The organism is Nonomuraea marmarensis (genome assembly GCF_043197025.1).
Classification (GTDB): Bacteria; Actinomycetota; Actinomycetes; order Streptosporangiales; family Streptosporangiaceae; genus Nonomuraea; species Nonomuraea marmarensis.
In genome coordinates this window covers 85,403-104,493 of sequence record NZ_JBICRM010000018.1, presented here as the reverse complement: position 1 = coordinate 104,493, position 19,091 = coordinate 85,403, and the positions used below count along the sequence as shown (strand labels likewise).

Below are 19,091 nucleotides of genomic sequence, written 5' to 3'. Positions count from 1 at the left end.
CTTCAACCGCTAACACTCAGACGAGCCCCGGTGTGCGGTGTCGAGGCCATGAAGAGACAGGAGACACCTGGTGGACTCCATCGAACAGGAGAATCCCCCACCTGCCCGGACACGGTCCGGGCGGGACCTGGACGGCGAGGTCGTCATCATCACCGGCTCGGCCCAGGGCATCGGCCGCACCTTCGCGCGCGCCTTCGCCGAATCCGGGTCACGCGTCGTCGTCGCCGACCGTGACACCGTCGGCGCCGAAGCCGTCGCGGCCGAGCTGCGCAAGGACGGGCACGACGCCACGGCGGTGACCGTCGACGTCGCCGACGAACGAAGCGTCGAGGAATTACTGCGCCTGACGCTCGAGCACTACGGCCGGGTGGACACGCTGGTGAACAACGCCGCGATCTTCTCGACCATCGTCATGAAGCCGTTCGACGCGATCACCGCGGCCGAGTGGCGGCAGGTCATCGACGTCAACCTGACCGGCGTGTTCCTCTGCTGCCGCACGGTCGGCGGCCACCTGCGGGCCCAGGGCCACGGCAGCATCATCAACGTCTCGTCGGCGGCCGTGCTCCAAGGCCGCCCGAACTACCTGCACTACGTGGCGTCCAAGGCCGGCGTGGTGGGCCTGACGCGATCGCTGGCGCGAGAACTGGGAGCCGCGCAGGTCACCGTCAACGCGCTGATGCCCGGCTCGGTGGACACCGGCATCCCCCGCGACTCCGTCAGCCCGGGCCAGGCCGAGCAGATCATCGCCGGCCAGGCCGTGCACCGGCGCCTGCGGCCCGCCGACATCGCCGGCGCGGCGGTCTTCCTCGCGTCAGAGGCCGCGCGCACGATCACAGGGCAGAGCATCGTCATCGACGGAGGGATGAATTTCCTGTGAACGCGTCTTCCAACGTCCGCCTCACGCTCGCGATCAACGATTCCGATCAGGTGCGCGATCTGGTGACAGGGCGGGTTCCGGTGAACGGAATCGACCTGACCTGCCTCCTCCTCGAGGTCGAGGAGATCTTCTTCCGGTTTACGAAATTCCGCGAGTGGGACATCTCGGAGATGTCGCTCGGCAAGTACTCCGCGCTGCGCGCCCGCGGCGACGACTCCCTCGTCGGGCTGCCGGTGTTCCCGTCCCGCTCCTTCCGGCACTCCGGCATCTTCGTCCGCGCCGACGGCCCGGTGGACAAGCCGGCCGAGCTCGCCGGGGGGCGGATCGGCATTCCGGAGTGGACGGTGACGGCGACCATCTACCAGCGGGCGCTCCTGCGGCACGAGTACGGCGTGGACCTGACCGGCATCACGTGGGTGCAGGGCGGGATCAACGAGCCCGGACGGATCGAGACGCTGCCCGTGGGGCTGCCCGACGGCATCGACGTCCGGCCCGAACGGCAGAAGTCGCTGAATCAGCTGCTGATCGACGGCGAGCTGGATGCGATCATGGTGCCGCATCCGCCCGCCGGATTCGTGGATCGCTCGGGACGCATCGTCCAGCTCTTCAGCGACTGCCCCGCGGTCGAGGAGGCGTACTATCAGAAGACCGGCATCTTCCCGGTCATGCACCTGGTGGTGCTGCGCCGTGAGGTGTACGAGCGCTATCCATGGGCGGCCCGGAACCTGACCACGGCGTTCACCGTCGCCAAGGACCGAAGTCTGGCCAGGCTGCTCGACCCGACCGCACCGCACTTCCCCCTGCCGTGGGGGCCGGACCGTGCCCGCGCGGCGGAGCAGGTCTTCGGGCGCGATCTGTGGCCGTATGGGATAGCACCGAACCGCACGACCCTTGAGGCGTTCCTCCGTTACGCCCACGAGCAGGGGGTGTGCGAGCGCCTGGTCGCTCCCGACGACCTCTTCCCCTCGTCATTCGCCGAATCCCACGTGGTCTGAGCTCGGACGGGCGCGAGCCGGCCGGTCCCCGCACCTCGGGCGGGCCCGGCCGGCCACCGCACCTCAGGCGGGCAGCACGGCGCTGATCCGCTCCGCGCCCTTCCGCAGGACCGTGGCGACACCCGCCACCGCCTCCTCGTCCAGCCGGGACGGTGGAGCCGAGATGGCCAGCGCCGCGCGTACGTTGCCACCCGAGTCGCGAACCGGCACCGCGACCGAGCGCACCTCCTCCTCGCTCTCACCGAAGTTCGAGGCGTATCCCAGCTCGCGGACCCGCACCAGGTGCGCCTCCAGGTCACGCCGGCTGGTCAGGGTACGGCCCGTCAGGGCGGCGAGCCTGGCCTGCCCCAGCAGGCGCCGGACCTCGCCCGGATCCAGCGCGGCGAGCAGCACCTTGCCCGCCGCCGTCGCGTGCGCCGGAAGCGTCATCCCCGTCCGCGAGCCGACGCGCAACGATTTCGTCGTCTCGATCGTCTCCACGAAGAAGATGTCGGAGCCGCGCAGGACGCTGATGTGCACCGTCTCCCCGAGCTCGCGCACCAGGTCCGCCATGATCGGACGGGCGACCGTGCGGAGGTCGAGCCCGCCCACGAGCCACACGGCCATGCCGATCAACTCGGGCCCGGCCGTGTAGGCCTTGGAATCCGGATCCTGGCTCACGAAGCCGTGGTACTGCAGCATCTGCATCAGCCGGTGTGCCGTGGATCGGGCGACCCCGATGTCCCGGCCGGCCTCGGCCACCCGGACGGTTTTCTGCCTGCCGAAGAGTCTGAGCAGACGCAGCGCGTTGTCCACCGACCCGATGGGATAGTTCGGCACGTCTTCGGATGCTGGGCGCTCCATGCCTCTATCTAACATGCAGAACGCAATCCCACATGCCAGAACGCCGGACACGTCATGCAAAGCTCCTCGGCGAGCGCCGGGGTGGCGGACCTCGGCCATCACCCTCCTCCCCCTGCTCGGCATCGCGGGCCTCCTCCTGGTCGACCCGGCCAGGATGGTCCTCCCGCGAGCCCCCAGGTAAGGCCGAGCCCCGGCGGCCAGGGCGGTTGTAGCCTCGTGGCTGTGACAGACAGACCCGTGGTCTACGTGACCCAGGCGATCCATCCCGACGCGCTGGCGCTGCTGCGGGAGCAGGCCGAGGTGCACGTCGGGTTCGGGGTGGCGGCCGAGTCCCTGGACGGTGTGCTGGACCGGGTCGAGGGGTTACTGCTGCGGCACGACGGCGTCGCGGCCGAGGTCATCAGGGACGCGCCCAGGCTGCGGGCGGTGTCCCGGGCCGGGGCCGGTTTCGAGAACGTCCCCGTCGAGGCGGCGCGCGTTCGCGGGATTCCCGTGCTGGTGCCGTCCGACGCCAATTCCCGTACGGTGGCCGAGCACGTCTTCGCCCTCACCCTCGCCGCCCTGCGGCGGATTCCCGCCTGGGAGCGGCGCACCCGCGCGGGCGAGCCGGGCCTCGCGCTGGCTCGTGAAGGGGAGTTGTCGCACGACCTGTCCGGCAGGACGCTCGGCGTCATCGGCATGGGACGGATCGGCAGGGAGGTCGCGCGGATCGCCCGGCACGGGTTCCTCATGGAGGTGCTGGCCTTCCACCCTCGCCGTACGGACGACGAGGTGCGGGCGCTCGGCGCGGAGCCGGTCGGGAGCCTCGACGACCTGTTGCGGCGATCCCATGTCGTGACCGTTCAGGTGCCGTACTCCGAGCAGACCAAGGGGATGCTCGGGGCGGCGCAGTTCGCCCGGATGCGGGAGGACGCCGTCCTGGTCAACGTCTCACGTGGTGGCGTCGTCGATGAGGAGGCGCTGGCGAAGGCCATTGCCGAGGGCCGGATCGCGGGCGCCGGCGTCGACGTCTGGGAGGGCAAGGTGCCCCGGCCGGACAACCCGCTGCTCGCCCTGGACCAGGTCGTCGCCACGCCCCACCGCGCGGGCCGCACCGAGGAGGCGCAGCGGCGGTCCGGCCTGCTGGCGGCGCAGGGCCTGCTCGACGTGCTGCGCGGCCTCGCGCCGACCGGCACGGTCGATGTCACCCACTAGCCGGTGACCTCGTCCAGGACGGCCAGGACGGCCGACAGCGTGGGGTTGTCGCTGTGCGCGCGCCAGGAGCAGTGCAGTTCCACGTGGTCCTCGGGCATCCCCGCGACCTCCAGGAAACGCACGTTGGGCGGGCCGAGGCGGGCGGCGGAGCGCGGGACCAGGGCGATCCCGATCCCCGCGTCGACCAGCACGAGCAGGCTGTGCACCTGGGAGACGTACTGCACGTAGTTCGGCGCCGCCCCGGCGTTGTGGAAGGTCGAGATGACCAGCTCGTGGAAGTAGCGCGCCGGCGCGGGACCGTACGTCACGACGTCGTGGTCGGCGATCTCCGTCAACGTCGGCGGCCGGCCGAACGCGGTCAGCGGGTGCCCGTCCGGGACCGCCACCACCAGCGCCTCCGCGTGGATCAGCCGGGCGTCGAGCACGTTCGAGCGCGGCACCCCGCGCATGATCCCGACGTCGATCTCGCTCGCGAGCAGCGCCTCGACCTGCGCGCTCGTCATCATCTCGGTCAGCACGACGTCGATGTCCGGCAACTGCCGGTGGATGCGGCGGATCCAGTCGCCGAAGACGTTCAGCGCGGCCACGGCGGTGAAGCCGATCCGGATCTGGCCCGCGGTGCCGCGCGCCACCCGCCGCGCCAGCAGCGGCGCGGTGTCTGCCAGGTGCAGCACCCGCCGCGCCTCTTCGAGGAAGATCCGCCCGGCCGGGGTGAGGGCGACCGAGCGCGAGGTACGGACGAACACCTCGAAGCCGACGGCGCGTTCGAGCCGCTGGATCTGCCTGCTGAGCGGCGGCTGGGTCATCCGGAGCCTGATGGCCGCCTTGCCGAAGCTCCCTTCCTCGGCTACGGCGACGAAACCACGCAATTGGTCGAGTGTGTACACGAGCGTCCTTTTCGATCGATGCACTAAGTGTATTAATCGATGCCAAGACTGAGTTGGACGCGCAATGATACGGGGTCCTAGCCTCCGAGAATCACCTAGCGTGCGGAGTGCGAAACAAATGTCCCGATACGAACCAGACCAGCTCAAGGCTGCCCTGCGCAGCGGGCTGCTGTGCTTCCCCGTGACCCACGCCACTCCCGACCTGCGTTTCGACGAGAAGGCGTACCAGGCGCACCTGGAGTGGCTCGCCTCGTACGGCCCCGCGGGCATGACCGCGGCCGGTGGCACGGGAGAGTTCTTCGCCCTGACGCTCGCCGAGGCGGCGCAGGTGATCCGCGCGGCGGTGCGGGTGGCCCCGCGCGGGACCGCCATCATGGGGGCCGCCGGGTACGGCACCGCCACCGCCGTCGAGATGGCCAGGGACGTCGAGCGGGCCGGGGCGGACGGCCTGTTCCTGTTGCCGCCGTACCTGACCGAGATCGACCAGGAGGGGCTGGTCGAGCACGTTCGGCGGGTGTGCGCGGCGACCAGTCTCGGCGTGCTGGTATACCACCGTGCCCAGGCCCGCTTCACCGCCGAGAGCGTGGCCAGGCTCGCCGAGGAGTGCCCCAACCTGGTCGCGTTCAAGGACGGCATCGGGGACCTCGACCTGATCTCCCGCCTCGCCGCGACCGTCGGCGACCGGCTCGTGTACGTCGACGGGCTGCCCACGAGCGAGATCAACGCCTCGGCGTACCTGGCGGCGGGGGCGGCCACGTACTCGTCCGCGATCTTCAACTTCCTGCCCGGGTGGGCGATGGAGTTCCACGCGGCGGTCCGCGCCGCGGACCGCGACGAGGTGGCGCGGCGGCTGCGCGACTTCGTGGTGCCCTTCCTCGGCATCCGTGACCGCCGGCCCGGATACGCCGTCTCCATCGTCAAGGCCGGCATGCGGGCGGTGGGCCGGCCCGCGGGCCCGGTGCGGCCCCCGCTCACCGACCTGACCGGCCCCGAGTACGACCAGCTCGCCGCGCTGATCGGCCGGGCCACCGTTGAACCTCCCAATTGAGAAAGGCTCGCTAATGGACAAGCCCTACCGGGTTGGCTACATGTTGGGTGACGGCATCGGGCCGGAGATCGTGCCCGCGGCGCGGTTGACGGTGGAGCGGGCGGTGGCGGTGGCCGGCGCTCCCCCGCTCGAGTGGGTCGAGTTGCCCATGGGCGCCTCCGCGCTCGAAGAGCACGGCAGCCCGATGCCCGCGGCCAACAAGAAGATCCTGGCCGAGTGCGACGGCTGGCTGCTGGGACCCCATGACAGCGCCTCGTACCCGAAGGAGTGGCTGGAGCGGCTGGAGCGCCCGCCGGGCGGCGAGCTGCGGCACTTCTTCGACCTGTACGCCAACCTGCGGCCCAGCCGGAACCGGCCGGGGGTGAGCGGCGTCGTCGGCGGAGTCGACCTCGTGACGGTCCGGGAGAACACCGAGGGCTTCTACGTGGACCGCAACATGGTCCGCGGCTCCGGCGAGTTCATGCCGACCCCGGACACCGCGCTCGTGGTGGGCGTCTTCACCCGCAAGGCCATCCGGCGCATCGCGGTGACCGCCTTCGAGCTCGCCAGGACCCGGCGGCGGCACGTCACCGTCGTGCACAAGTCCAACGTGATCCCGCTGGCCTTCGGCCTGTTCGTCGAGGAGTGCGAGGCGGTCGGGCGGGACTACCCGGACGTGCGGCTCGACGCGTACCTGTTCGACGCCATGACGGCGCACCTCGTACGGCACCCGCAGGACTTCGACGTCATCGTCGCGGAGAACATGTTCGGTGACACGCTGTCCGATCTGGCGGGCGAGCTGGTCGGCGGCCTCGGCATGTCGGCGGCGCTCAACGCGGGCGACGACCACGCGATGGCCCAGGCCGCCCACGGCTCGGCCCCCGACATCGCCGGCCAGGGCATCTCCAACCCGGTCGGGATGATGTTGTCGTCCGCGATGCTGCTCACCTGGATGGGTACGAAGCACGCGGACCCGCGCCTGCACGAGGCGGCCACCCGGATCGAGAACGCGGTCGACCTGACCCTGGAGAACGGCCCGCGGACCGGCGACCTCGGGGGGTCCGCCACCACCGTGGAGTTCGCCGAAGCGGTCGAAGCGGCCATCACCGACGCCTGACCTCACGCGATACCCGGGCCTGCGGTCGAGCGTGAACCTTCGAAGCCCCACCCCCTCCTGAAGGATTGTCATGATGTCAAGATTGCGATTGTTCGCGGTTCTCTCCGCGGCTTGCCTCGCCGCCACCGCCTGCGCGACCGGTGGCCCGGCCGCGAGCGCGGGAGGGGGCCCGGCCGCCTATCCCGACAAGGGGAAGAGCATCCGGCTGCTGATCCCGTACGGCGCCGGCGGCGGCACGGACCTGGCGGGCCGGCTGCTGGCCTCCGGGCTGGAGAAGGACCTCGGCGCCCGCGTCGTCGTGGAGAACGACCCGTCGGGCAGCGGCCAGAACGCCATGCGCAACCTGGCGGCGGCGAAGAAGGACGGGTACACCCTGGCCTTCACCCCGCTGCCGGCCACGAACATGATGTACCTCGACAAGGAGCGCGGTGCCACGTTCTCCGGCAAGGACTTCGAGCCCATCGCGAACCACGACACCGACCCGATCGCCATCGGCACCTCCGCCAAGGGCCCGTTGAAGTCGCTCGCCCAGCTGGTGTCCGAGGCGAAGGCCGCCCCGGGGAAGATCACCGCCGGCAGCAACGGCGTGCTCGCGGCCGGTCACCTCGGGCTGCTGCAACTGGAGCAGCTCACCGGCATCAAGATCACCTGGACCTCCTTCGACGACGGCGGCCAGCTGCGGACCAGCGTGCTCGGCGGCAGCGTGAATCTGGAGGTCCAGCCGGTCTCCGAGCTGACCGCGGCCAAGGCGAACGGGGACATGCGCATTCTGGCGATCATGTCCGACAAGCGGTGGCCGGGGCTGGATGACGTACCGACCGTGCAGGAGTCCGGTTTCGCCGACTCCAGCCTGGCCACGAACCGCGTGCTGGTGGCCCCCGCGGGGACGTCGAAGGCCATCATCGACAAGCTGTCGGCGTCGATCAAGAAGTCGATCGGCCAGCCCGACTACCAGGCGCAGGCCAAGAAGCGCCTGCTCCAGCTCAACTACATGGACTCGGCCCAGGTCGCCGCCCTGTGGACACAGTTCGACACCACCTTCGCCCCCATCGCCCAGCAGTTCCGCGCCAGCAGTTGAGCCGATCCGAGATGCCTGCGAAACACGGCGAATCGGCGGCGGCGGACCGGGAACACCGCGTCCGGGCCGTCGCGGAGCCGGCCACCATGGCCGCCATCGCCCTGCTCGGCGTCGTGGTGGTGGTCGCCTCCGTCCACATGGGCCTCACCAACGCGCTCGGCGTGGGGCCCGGCATGTTCCCGTTCGTGTCGGGGCTGCTGCTGGCGGCCCTCGGCGTCGCCGGGGCGGTCACGGCCACCGCCCGGCGCCGCCCGCCGCCCGAGGCCGAGCCGGCCTCCGGTGGGGAGCCGGCCTCCGGTGGGGAGCCGGCCTCCGGTGGGGAGCCCTCGACCTTCACCGCGGTCTCCTGGCCCAGGCTCGCGACCGCGGTGGCGCTGCTGGTGGCCTTCGTCGTCGCCATGCCGTACTTCGGCTTCGTGGTCACCCTGACCGTGCTGACGTTCGCGCTGATGACGCTGGTCGCCCGCCGCGGCCTGGTGTTGTCGATCGTGCTGACGCTGGCCCTCTCGCTGGGCGTCTACTACGGGTTCGGCGTCCTGCTCGACGTCTACCTGCCCGGGCCCACCGTCCCCTTTCTCGCCTGGATGAACCCATGAGCTCCGTCGAAGGTCTGATGCACGGCTTCGGTGTCGCCCTGACACCGCAGAACCTGCTGTTCGCGCTGATCGGCTGCCTGGTGGGCATGCTGGTCGGCGTGCTGCCCGGCATCGGGCAGAGCGCCGGCATGGCCCTGCTCATCCCGCTGAGCTACTTCCTGCCGCCGGCCGGCTCCATCATCATGCTCGCGAGCATCTTCTACGGCGCCGCCTATGGCGGGCGCATCACCAGCATTCTGATGAACGTGCCGGGCGAGTCGGAGTCGGTGGTGACCGCCTTCGACGGCTACCCCATGGCCCAGCAGGGACGCGCGGGCGTCGCGCTGAGCACGTCGGCCATCGCCTCGTTCGCCGGCGCCGTGTTGTCGGTGGTGGCGCTCGCCTTCGCGGCGCTGCCGCTGAGCCGGCTGGCCCTGCACCTCGGGCCGCCCGAGTACTTCTCGCTCATGGTCCTCGGCCTCTGCCTGGTCGTCGCGCTGATCGAGAAATCGCTGATCAAGGGCGTCATCATGCTGATGCTGGGGCTGTTCCTGTCACAGATCGGCACCGACCCGGTGCAGGGCAGCGCGCGCTTCACGCTGGGGCTGCCGGAGCTCCTCGGCGGCATCCCGCTGCTCGCCGTGATCATGGGCTTCTTCGGCGTCTCGGACGTGCTGCTGAGCGCGGGGCAGCGGCACGGCGGCCAGGTCATGGCGAAGATCGAGCGGCTGACTCCCGGGCTCGCCGACCTGCGCGCGTCCACCGGGCCCGCGATCCGCGGCACCGTCATCGGCTTCGTGCTCGGGCTGATCCCCGGCATGGTGGCCGCCGTGTCGACCTTCGCCTCGTACGTCGCCGAGAAGCGGGTCTCGAAGCGCCCGGAACGCTTCGGCCGCGGCGCCATCCAGGGAGTGGCCGGCCCCGAGACCGCCAACAAGGCGTTCGAGATCGCCAGTTTCGTCCCCCTGTTCACCCTCGGGATCCCCGGGTCGGCCGCGCTGGCCATCCTGCTCAGCGCGTTCCTGATCCAGGGCGTCACGCCGGGGCCGGCGATGTTCACCGACTCGCCGGACGTGGCGTGGGGGGTCATCGCCAGCATGATCGTCGGCAATGTGATCCTGCTCGTCCTGAACTTCCCGCTCGTCAGGATGTGGGTGCTGATCCTGCGCATCCCCGCCGACGTGCTGGGCGTGCTGGTCGTCGTGGTGAGCGTGGTCGGCATCTACAGCGTGAACAACAGCATCTCGGACGTGCTGCTGCTGGCGCTGTTCTCGGTGGTCGGCTGCCTGCTGAAGCTGCTGGAGTTCCCGCTCCCGCCGATCGTGCTCGCCTTCGTGCTGGGTGACCGGCTCGAAGGGGCCTTCCGGCAGAGCCTCGTCCTGACCGACGGGAACCCGCTGGTCTTCTTCACCAGGCCCATCTCCGGGTCCATTCTCGCCATCGCGGTCATCGTCATGGTCGTGCTCAAGGCCCGGCGCTCGCCGGCCGGGAAAGCCCCCACGACGCCCGTCGAGGCGCCGTGAAACACGAGCAAGGAGGGCTGATCGGAGTGCGTACCGGTGGCCGGCTGTTCGTCGACTCCCTGATTCGCAACGGGGTCGACTTCATGACATGCGTGCCGGGAGAGAGCTTCCTGCCCATCCTGGACGCCCTGTACGACGTGACCGGGACCGGAACCGGGCCGAGGCTGGTGACGACCCGGCACGAGGCCGCCGCCGCGAACATGGCCGAGGCCGCGGGCAAGCTCACCGGCCGGGTCGCCGCGTGCCTCGTCACCCGCGGCCCCGGGGCCATGCACGCGAGCATCGCCGTGCACACCGCCTACCAGGACGGCACGCCGATGCTCCTGGTGGTCGGCCAGGTGGCCCGCGCCACGCGGGGCCGCGAGGCGTTCCAGGAGATGGACTACTCCGCCGTGTTCGGCACCACCGCCAAGTCGGTGGTCGAGATCTCGGACGTCGACCGGATCCCCGAGCACGTGGCCCGGGCCGTGTACCTGGCCACCTCCGGCCGCCCGGGACCGGTGGTCCTGGCGGTTCCGGAGGACGTGCTCTCCGACATGTCGGACGCGGAGCCGATCCCCGCGCCCGTGGCCGAGCCGGTGCCACCGGCCGCGGGCGCGGCCGACCGCCTGGTCGCGGCGCTGGCCGCGGCGGAGCGGCCGCTGCTGATCGTCGGCGGCCCGAAGTGGTCGCAGGAGACCGGCGAGCACGTACGCGCGTTCGCGGAACGGAACACGATCCCGGTCGCGGCGGCGTTCAGGTGCCAGGACGCGGTGGACAACCGCAGCGGCGCGTACGTGGGCTACCTCGGTCTCGGCGGATCGCCCGAGCTGCGGAGCGCGGCCCTGGAGGCCGACCTGATCGTCGCGCTCGGGCCGCGGCTGGACGACCCGACGACCGACGGGTTCGCGTTGACCGAGCGTCCTGTGCCCGGCCGGCGGGTGATCACGGTGAGCGACGACCCGGACGAGGCGTGCCGCGCGCTGATCCCGGACGGGGTGCTCGTCTGCTCCCTCGAACCGCTGGCCCGGCTGCTGTCCGAGCGCTCCGCCGAGCCGCCGGCCGGCCGGGACAAGTGGCTGCGCGCTCTGCGGGCGAGCCACGAGCGCTTCTCCGAGCCTCCCGCGCCCGGTGGCGGGGTCGATCTCGCGCGGATCGTCCGGCACGTCAGGTCGGTGCTCCCCGACGACGCGGTCGTCACCAACGGGGCCGGCAACTACACCGTGTGGCTGCAGCGCTTCTTCGAGTTCCGCCGGCACGGCACGCAGATCGCACCGCACAACGGCGCCATGGGGTACGGGTTCCCCGCGGCGCTCGCCGTGTCGGCCGTCCGCCCCGAGGCCCCGGTGGTCGCCTTCGCGGGCGACGGCTGCTTCCTGATGAGCGGCAGCGAGCTGGCGACGGCCGTACAGGAGCAGCTCGACCTCGTCGTGATCGTCGTCAACAACCGCATGCTGGGCACCATCCGGATGCACCAGGAGCGCCACTACCCGGGCCGGGTCATCGCCACCGACCTGCGCAACCCCGACTTCGCGCAGTACGCCAGGTCGTTCGGGGCGCCGGCCTGGGTGGTGGAGGAGACCGGCCAGTTCGCGGACGCGTTCGCGGCGGCACGGGCGCATCCCGGGCCGGCCGTCGTCGAGATCCGCACCGACCCGGCGCAGATCACGCCCGACCGCAGGCTGGAGGCCCCGGGGGCAGAGCGGGATGGCCGTGCCGCTGGGTGGGGAGCACAATGAGCGGTGCCGGGGGGTGTTCAACCCACCAGAGAAAGAAGCGGGAAAAGCAGTGAAATCATGGATTCTGCTAGTCGTCGGCGTGCTCTTCGTGCTGCTCGGCGGGGTGTGGACGCTCCAAGGACTGGGCGTCATCGGTGGCAGCGTGATGAGCGGCGTCACCATGTGGGCGATCATCGGTCCGGTCGTCGCCATCGTCGCCCTGGTCGTCGCGTTCCTCGGCGTACGCGGGCTACGCGACCAGGCCAAGAGGCAGCGCGACTGACCTGGGGTGTGTCGCACCCGCGGAATAGCGGTGGATAGGGGGCCGTTGGGCACTTGGTGGCGCGAACGCCACGATGGTGGCGGATGATTCGGATGCCGCGGCACATGCCCTTCAGGGGCGGCCGCCCCCGGACCGCCTGACTCAGGGAGCAGCGTTTGCCTGGTAACTCGGCCGATTTGCGCCCCAGAACCGTGTCCGCGATCTATCCCGCGGGCCTGCTGGCGCCGCCGCCCCGCACGTTGCTCGACATCCTCGACGAGACCGTGCGCCTTCATCCGGAGGCGCCCGCCCTCGACGACGGCACCGTGCGCCTCGGCTACCGCTCGTTGCGGGCCGAGGTGGACCGGGTCGCCGCCGAGCTCGCGGAGGCCGGGGTCGGCCGCGGTGCCAGGGTCGGTGTGCGCGTCGCGTCGGGAACCGCCGAGCTGTACGTCTCCATCCTGGCCGTGCTCGCGGTCGGCGCCGCGTACGTGCCCGTCGACGCGGACGACCCGGACGAGCGGGCCGAGCTGGTCTTCGCCGAAGCCCAGGTCGACGCCGTCATCGCCGGCGAGCTGACGGTGCACGGCGGCGCGGCGACGGCTCCCGCGCCACCCGTCCCGGACGACGACGCGTGGATCATCTTCACGTCCGGATCCACCGGCAGGCCGAAGGGCGTCGCGGTGACGCATCGGTCCGCGGCCGCGTTCGCCGACGCCGAGGCGGGGCTCTTCCTGCCGGAGCGGCCGCTGGGCCCCGGCGACCGGGTGCTGGCCGGGCTTTCCGTGGCCTTCGACGCGTCGTGCGAGGAGATGTGGCTGGCCTGGCGGAACGGCGCCTGCCTGGTGCCCGCGCCCAGAGCCCTGGTACGCACCGGGATGGACCTGGGACCCTGGCTGGCGGCCCAGGGCGTCACGGCCGTGTCGACCGTACCGACGCTGGCCGCGCTCTGGCCCGTCGAGCACCTCGGCGGGATCCGGCTGCTCATCTTCGGCGGGGAGGCCTGCCCTCCCGAGCTGGCGGAGCGGCTGGCCGTACCAGGGCGTGAGGTGTGGAACACCTACGGGCCCACCGAGGCGACGGTGGTGGCGTCCGCGGCGCGGCTCACGGGCGACGCACCTGTACGCATCGGGCTGCCCCTCGACGGGTGGGACCTGGCGGTGGTCGGCGGTTCGGGCGAGCCGGTGGCCATGGGCGAGACCGGCGAGCTGGTCATCGGCGGCGTGGGCCTGGCCCGCTACCTGGACCCGGTGAAGGACGCCGAGAAGTACGCGCCGCTGCCGTCGCTGGGCTGGGAGCGCGCCTACCGCAGCGGTGACCTGGTACGCGCCGACCCCGAGGGCCTCGTCTTCGTCGGCCGGGCCGACGACCAGGTGAAACTCGGCGGGCGCAGGATCGAGCTGGGCGAGGTGGACGCCGCGTTGCGGGCGCTACCCGGTGTCACCGGCGCGGCTGCCGCCGTACGCACCGCGGGCGCGAGCTCCGGCGGTCACCAGGTGCTCGTCGGCTACATCGTCACCGAGCCCGGCTTCGACGCCGGCGAGGCCCGCAAGCTGCTCACCGATTCGTTGCCCGCCGCCCTGGTGCCGCGCCTGGCGCCCGTCGACTCGCTCCCGACCAGGACCTCCGGCAAGATCGATCGTGACGCGCTGCCCTGGCCGCTGGCCGAGCCGTCCGCGCCCGCGGCCGAGCTGAGCCCGGCCGAGGCGCTGCTGGCGGAGCGATGGACCGGCATCCTCGGCGTGGCGCCGGAAGGACCCGGCGCGGACTTCTTCGCCGACGGCGGCACCAGCCTGGCCGCGGCCAGGCTGGTGTCCGTGTTGCGCCCCGACTATCCGGACGTGGCGGTGGGCGACGTGTACGCGCAGCCGACGCTCGCCGGGCTGGCCGGGCTGCTGGCCGAGCGGGGCGAGCCCGAGGCCGCCCGGCCACCGGTGGCCCCCATGCCCCGGCGGGCCGCACTGGCGCAGTCGGTGCTCATGATCCCGCTGCTCACCGCCGGTGCGATGCGCTGGATCGTGCTGCTCGCCGCGCTCAACAACCTCCTCGCGCCCAAGTGGGCGCCGGCTCTGTCGTGGTGGTGGGTGGCCCTGGGCGCGCTGGCGTTCGTCACTCCCATGGGACGGATGGGCCTGTCGGCGGCACTCGCCCGGCTGTTACTGCGCGGCGTACGGCCGGGCAGCCACCCGCGTGGCGGCGGCGTCCATCTGAGACTGTGGTTCGCCGAGCAGTTCGCGGTCAGGCTCGGCGTCCCCGACCTGGCCAGCGCACCCTGGATGGCCTGGTACGCCCGGCTGCTCGGCGCCCAGGTCGGAGCGGACGCCGATCTGCACTCGCCCCCGCCCGTCACAGGACTGCTCAAGCTGGGCAGGGGCGCGTCGGTCGAGCAGGAGGTCGACCTCAGCGGCCACTGGTACGACGGTGACCGCCTGCACATCGGCGAGATCCGGATCGGCGCGGGCGCCACGGTCGGTTCCCGCACGACGCTGCTGCCCGGCGCGAAGATCGGGAAGAACGCCCAGATAGCGCCCGGATCGGCGGTCGCCGGCTCCGTACCCGCGGGAGCGCTCTGGGCCGGCGCGCCGGCGTTCAGGCAGGGCAAGTCACGCCGGACGCGGCCCGCCGAGCGGGCCGCCCGTTCCCGCTTCTGGGTGTCGCTGTACGGCCTGACCGCCATCGCGCTCAGCCTGCTCCCGGTGGTCGCGGCCGGAGCCGCGCTCGCGGTCCTGGCCGCGTTCGCCGGGGATGCCCGCACGCTCGGCGCGGCGCTCACCGCCGCCCTTCCCGCCGTGCCGCTCGCGACGATCGCCGGCCTGGCCGCCTTCGCCCTGATCACGCTGGTCAGCGTGCGGCTGCTGGGCCTGCGCCTGCGCCCGGGCCATCACCCGGTGCACAGCCGTCAGGCCTGGCAGGCCTGGGCGACGGGACGGCTGATGGCCTCGGCCCGCGTCTGGCTGTTCCCGCTGTACGCGAGCGTCCTGACACCCGCGTGGCTGCGGGCGCTCGGCATGAAGGTGGGCCGGGGCACCGAGTTGTCCACGGTCCTCGCGCTGCCCACGATGACGTCGGTCGGCGACGGCGCCTTCCTGGCCGACGACACGATGGTGGCCCCTTACGAGCTCGACGGCGGCTGGATGCGCATCGCGTCCGCGCGGATCGGCAAGCGCGCCTTCCTGGGCAACTCCGGGATGACCGCGCCCGGCCGCAAGGTGCCCAAGGACGGCCTGGTCGGGGTGTTGTCGGCGACGCCGAAGAAGGCCAAGTCCGGCTCGTCGTACGTGGGCATGCCGCCTATGGAGCTGCGCCGCACCACGGAGGAGGGCGACAGGAGCCGCACCTACGACCCGCCCGCGCGGTTCAAGGCGGCGCGGGCGCTGGTCGAGGTGTGCCGCGTGGTGCCCGCGATGTGCGCGGTCGCGCTCGCCGTCCTGGCCGCCGCCGCCGTGGAATGGCTCGCGGCACGGTACGGCTTCGCCGCCGCGGCCACGCTGGGCGGCGTGGTCATGCTGGCCGCCGGGGCACTCGCGGCCATGGTCGCGACGGCCGCCAAGTGGGCCCTGGTCGGCCGGATCAGGGCGGGCAACCGGCCGCTGTGGAGCTCGTTCGTGTGGCGCAACGAGCTGGCGGACAACTTCGTCGAGATGCTGGCGGCGCCCTGGTTCGCGCAGCCATGGCTGGGGACCGCGCCGTTGAACGTGTGGCTGCGCTCGCTCGGGGCACGCATTGGTCATGGGGTCACGTGTGACACGTACTGGCTGCCCGAGGCGGATCTGGTGACCCTCGGCGACGGCGCGTGCGTCAACCGGGGTTGCGTGCTGCAGACGCACCTGTTCCACGACCGGGTCATGAGCATGGACACGGTGACGCTGGAGGCGGGCGCGACGCTGGGCCCGCACGGCGTGGTGCTGCCCGCCGCACGGGTCGGCGCCGACACCACGATCGGGCCCGCCTCGCTGGTCATGCGCGGCGAGGCCGTGCCCGGCCGCACCCGGTGGTTCGGCAACCCCATCTCGGCGTGGCGATGACCCCGTACTTCCCCGGGCACGGCGACCACCGGTACCGCGTCTCGCACTACGACCTGACGTTGAGATACCGGGTCCCGGCCAACCGGCTCGACGGCCTGGCCCGGCTGACGGTGTCGGCCGCCGAGCCGCTCGACGCCCTCGACCTGGACCTCGGCCAGTTCCGGGTCTCGGCCGTCACCGTGGACGGCGTGTCCGCGCGCTACTCGTACGGGCGGGGCAAGCTGCGGGTGACCCTCCCCCGGCCGCTGCCCGCGGGAGCGCGTGCCGGTGTCGAGGTCCGTTACTCGGGCAGCCCGGTACCAGTGCGGAGCGCTTGGGGCGACCTGGGCTGGGAGGAACTGACCGACGGGGCGCTCGTCGCCAGCCAGCCGATCGGCGCGCCCTCCTGGTTCCCATGCAACGACCGGCCCGACGACAAGGCGTCGTACCGGATCTCGCTGACCACCGCGTCGCCGTACCAGGTCATCGCGAACGGCGTGCTCGCCGCCAAGCGCCGCGCGGCCGGGTCCACGACGTGGATCTACGACCAGAGCGAGCCCATGGCGAGCTACCTGGCGAGCGTGCAGATCGGGCGCTACCAGCTCTCCGAGGTCGCGGGAACCCGGCTCGCCCACCCGTCTCGCCTCGCCACGCGCGCGCGGCACGACTTCGGCCGGCAGGGCGAGATGATGGTGTTGTTCACCGACCTGTTCGGGCCCTATCCGTTCACCGGTTACACCGCCGTGGTCGCCGACGACGATCTGGACATCCCGGTCGAGGCCCAGGGCATGTCGATCTTCGGTAGAAACCACGTCGACGGCGTGCGCGGCTTCGAAAGGTTGATCGCGCACGAGCTGGCGCACCAGTGGTTCGGCAACAGCCTCACCGTGGCCTGCTGGCGCGACATCTGGCTGCAAGAGGGCTTCGCCACCTACGCCGAGTGGCTCTGGTCGGAGGCCTCGGGCGGCCCGCCCGCCGGCGACCACGCCCAGCGCTGGCACCAGAGGCTCGCGCAGCTCCCGCAGGACTTCGTGCTGGCCGACCCCGGCGCGGCCATGTTGTTCGACGACCGCGTCTACAAGCGGGGCGCGCTGGCCCTGCACGCGTTGCACCGCGCCCTGGGCGACCAGGTCTTCTTCCCCGTCCTGCGCGCCTGGACCGCCCAGCACCGGCACGGGAACGTCACCACCCAGGAGTTCGCCGGGCACGTCCAGCGGCACACCTCGCGACCGGTCGGGCCGCTGCTGTCCGCCTGGCTGCACGACAAGCCACTGCCGGGTCTTTAGCGAGGTTTGCGGCGGAGGGCGCGTTTCACCGTGCCGGCCACGATGGCGCGCATGCCGCGCCGGGCGCGGGTGGCCGCGTGGACCTGGCGGCGCAGCGTGCCGACCTCGCGGCGCAGCTCCACAGTGCTCTTGCGCCAGCGCGCCGCCTCGTCGCGCCACTTGGCGACCTGGCCGCGCAGCCGCTCGGTCTCCCCTGCCAGGCGGGCGGCCTCGGCCGCGGCCCGGGTCCTGGCCTGGTACGCGGCCCGCCGCCCGAGCAGCTCGGCGGGCTCGCGGGTGAAGCCGTACTTCTCCCCGATGACCCACCGGACCGCGGAGACGTCGTCCACGGCGTCGTCGAGCGGCTCATCGGGCCGGGCGACGAGGCGGGCGCGGGCGAAGGCGGACACGCGTTCGAGCCGCGCCGCCACGATCCCTTCCGTCGACTCCTCCAGCAGCACGTTGACCAGGCCCGCCCCGTCGGCGCGGGCCACGTTGAGAAGCCGGCTCACGCTGTCCTCGCCGGGCACCCAGCCCGGCGGCAGGCGCAGCACGAAGGGTACGGACGGGTGCACCTCCTCCTCGGCCGCCAGGCGCACCCGGCTCTCGTGCTCGTAGTGCCCCTGGACCAGCACGAGGTCGAGGTCCGGATCCTGGAGCGGGGCGCGGCGGTCACGGTCGAGCTTGTCCCATGGGCCGACCAGGACGACGGACAGGTCCGCGACCGTACCGGCGAGCAGCGCGTCCACGGCGGCGCGAACGGCCTCGTACCCGGCCGTGCCGTCCAGGACGGCGGTCACGTTGGGGACCTTCCACTGCCGGTACGGGTGCGTACGCAGCCACTGGTAGGCGGGGATGCGGTCGGCGACGAAGGCCTGGCTGACCCGGTCGATGCGCTGCTGGTGCCGCATCCGCATGGTGGGGCCCAGGTGGTAGGCGCGGGCCTGCGGCTCGGGCACGAACACCGCTCCGGCCTGCGCCAGGCGGTAGCCCATCTCGGTGTCCTGGCCGAGGATCAACTCGTCGTCCATGGGGCCGGCGGCCTCGACCAGGCGGGCGCTGACCGAGGTGGCGCCGCCGACGTGCAGGCTGAACGGGCGCGGCGAGTTGGCGGTGAGGCCGTCGGTGCGCTCGACCAGGCCGACGAGCCAGGCGTGCGGCTCGGCCGGCTCGAACGCCGCCTCCAGGTCGTCGGGGAGCACGGCCGGCGGCTCGACCTCGGTGAACCTGATGTAGCCGGTGACGGAGAGGTATGGGGCGGTGTGGTGCCAGCGCATGTGCGCCTCGATCGCCCCAGGCGTGAGCACCACGTCGGAGTCGAGCCAGTGGATGACCTCGCCCGTGGCATCGGCCAGCCCCGCGTTGCGGGCGCTGGCCCGCCCGGGCAGCTCGCACCGGATCAGCCGCGCGTCCACGCCCGCCGGCAGCCGCAGCGGGGGCAGGCTGCCGTTGTCCACGACGATGATCTCGGTCAGCTCCGCCGGGTACGTCTGCCGCGCCAGCCCCTGCAACACCAGGTCCAGCTTGTCCTGGGCGCCGTAGGCCGGGATGATCACGCTGACCCGCAGCTCGGGGGTGAAGCGCTCCGGCGGCTGGAGAACCCGGTAGTCGTTCCCGCGTACCCGCCTCACGCCGCCTCCATCGAGCGGAATCCGGGCCACTGGCCGGCCGGCGTATGCGTGAATCCTCGGGGAGTGGCGGACATGCGTGGTGGCGCTCCTTGGCGGTCGGCTCCGGGGACGGCGGC

The 19,091-nt window shown here is 72.0% G+C and carries 15 protein-coding genes; 12 read left to right on the top strand and 3 right to left on the bottom strand.

What is annotated here, in order from left to right; all coding sequences use genetic code 11:
• Positions 1–70: 70 nt before the first annotated feature.
• A complete protein-coding gene (locus ACFLIM_RS27650) occupies positions 71–877 on the top strand; it encodes an SDR family NAD(P)-dependent oxidoreductase (protein WP_393170302.1) in 807 nt (268 codons plus the stop codon).
• On the top strand, positions 874–1,872 hold the full coding sequence (locus tag ACFLIM_RS27645; RefSeq protein WP_393170300.1) for an ABC transporter substrate-binding protein: 999 nt from the start codon (positions 874–876) through the stop codon (positions 1,870–1,872). The genes ACFLIM_RS27650 and ACFLIM_RS27645 overlap by 4 nt, the downstream gene beginning before the upstream one ends.
• A 63-nt stretch (positions 1,873–1,935) precedes the next feature.
• Here ACFLIM_RS27645 and ACFLIM_RS27640 read toward each other — a convergent pair whose 3' ends face one another.
• Entirely contained in the window at positions 1,936–2,691 is a 756-nt protein-coding gene (locus ACFLIM_RS27640; RefSeq protein ID WP_393170298.1) for an IclR family transcriptional regulator, read from the bottom strand.
• Between the two features lie 246 nt (positions 2,692–2,937).
• Between ACFLIM_RS27640 and ACFLIM_RS27635 the strand changes: the two genes are divergently transcribed.
• Complete coding sequence (locus ACFLIM_RS27635) at positions 2,938–3,909, top strand: hydroxyacid dehydrogenase (RefSeq protein ID WP_393170297.1); 972 nt, start codon at positions 2,938–2,940, stop codon at positions 3,907–3,909.
• Here the strand turns inward: ACFLIM_RS27635 and ACFLIM_RS27630 are convergent.
• The gene (locus ACFLIM_RS27630) at positions 3,906–4,778 is read right to left on the bottom strand and encodes a LysR family transcriptional regulator (RefSeq protein WP_393170295.1); all 873 of its coding nucleotides are present in this window, start codon (positions 4,776–4,778) and stop codon (positions 3,906–3,908) included. The two genes, ACFLIM_RS27635 and ACFLIM_RS27630, sit on opposite strands and share 4 nt — an antisense overlap.
• A 136-nt stretch (positions 4,779–4,914) precedes the next feature.
• On the opposite strand from ACFLIM_RS27630, the gene ACFLIM_RS27625 reads away from it, so the two are divergent.
• From ACFLIM_RS27625 to ACFLIM_RS27585, 9 genes are all read left to right on the top strand, one after another.
• Positions 4,915–5,844, top strand: a complete 930-nt coding sequence (locus tag ACFLIM_RS27625) for a 5-dehydro-4-deoxyglucarate dehydratase (RefSeq protein ID WP_393170293.1) — start codon at positions 4,915–4,917, stop codon at positions 5,842–5,844.
• Between the two features lie 13 nt (positions 5,845–5,857).
• Positions 5,858–6,940 carry an isocitrate/isopropylmalate dehydrogenase family protein gene (locus tag ACFLIM_RS27620; protein ID WP_393170291.1) on the top strand — a complete coding sequence of 361 codons (1,083 nt, stop codon included), beginning with the start codon at positions 5,858–5,860 and terminating at the stop codon, positions 6,938–6,940.
• A gap of 82 nt (positions 6,941–7,022) precedes the next feature.
• Complete coding sequence (locus ACFLIM_RS27615) at positions 7,023–8,018, top strand: tripartite tricarboxylate transporter substrate binding protein (protein WP_393170289.1); 996 nt, start codon at positions 7,023–7,025, stop codon at positions 8,016–8,018.
• Between the two features lie 11 nt (positions 8,019–8,029).
• Complete coding sequence (locus ACFLIM_RS27610) at positions 8,030–8,614, top strand: tripartite tricarboxylate transporter TctB family protein (protein WP_393170287.1); 585 nt, start codon at positions 8,030–8,032, stop codon at positions 8,612–8,614.
• On the top strand, positions 8,611–10,116 hold the full coding sequence (locus tag ACFLIM_RS27605; protein ID WP_393170285.1) for a tripartite tricarboxylate transporter permease: 1,506 nt from the start codon (positions 8,611–8,613) through the stop codon (positions 10,114–10,116). Before ACFLIM_RS27610 ends, ACFLIM_RS27605 begins: the two co-directional genes overlap by 4 nt.
• The gene (locus ACFLIM_RS27600; RefSeq protein ID WP_393170283.1) at positions 10,113–11,834 is read left to right on the top strand and encodes a thiamine pyrophosphate-dependent enzyme; all 1,722 of its coding nucleotides are present in this window, start codon (positions 10,113–10,115) and stop codon (positions 11,832–11,834) included. The genes ACFLIM_RS27605 and ACFLIM_RS27600 overlap by 4 nt, the downstream gene beginning before the upstream one ends.
• 49 nt (positions 11,835–11,883) lie before the next feature.
• The gene (locus tag ACFLIM_RS27595) at positions 11,884–12,096 is read left to right on the top strand and encodes a hypothetical protein (protein WP_393170281.1); all 213 of its coding nucleotides are present in this window, start codon (positions 11,884–11,886) and stop codon (positions 12,094–12,096) included.
• A 191-nt stretch (positions 12,097–12,287) separates the two neighbouring features.
• Positions 12,288–16,100, top strand: coding sequence for a Pls/PosA family non-ribosomal peptide synthetase (locus ACFLIM_RS27590; RefSeq protein WP_393170279.1), 3,813 nt, complete (start codon positions 12,288–12,290; stop codon positions 16,098–16,100).
• On the top strand, positions 16,097–17,365 hold the full coding sequence (locus ACFLIM_RS27585; protein ID WP_393170456.1) for a M1 family metallopeptidase: 1,269 nt from the start codon (positions 16,097–16,099) through the stop codon (positions 17,363–17,365). Before ACFLIM_RS27590 ends, ACFLIM_RS27585 begins: the two co-directional genes overlap by 4 nt.
• On the opposite strand, the gene ACFLIM_RS27580 is transcribed toward ACFLIM_RS27585, so the two are convergent.
• The gene (locus ACFLIM_RS27580; RefSeq protein ID WP_393170277.1) at positions 17,362–18,975 is read right to left on the bottom strand and encodes a glycosyltransferase family 2 protein; all 1,614 of its coding nucleotides are present in this window, start codon (positions 18,973–18,975) and stop codon (positions 17,362–17,364) included. The genes ACFLIM_RS27585 and ACFLIM_RS27580 overlap by 4 nt on opposite strands.
• Positions 18,976–19,091: the final 116 nt, after the last annotated feature.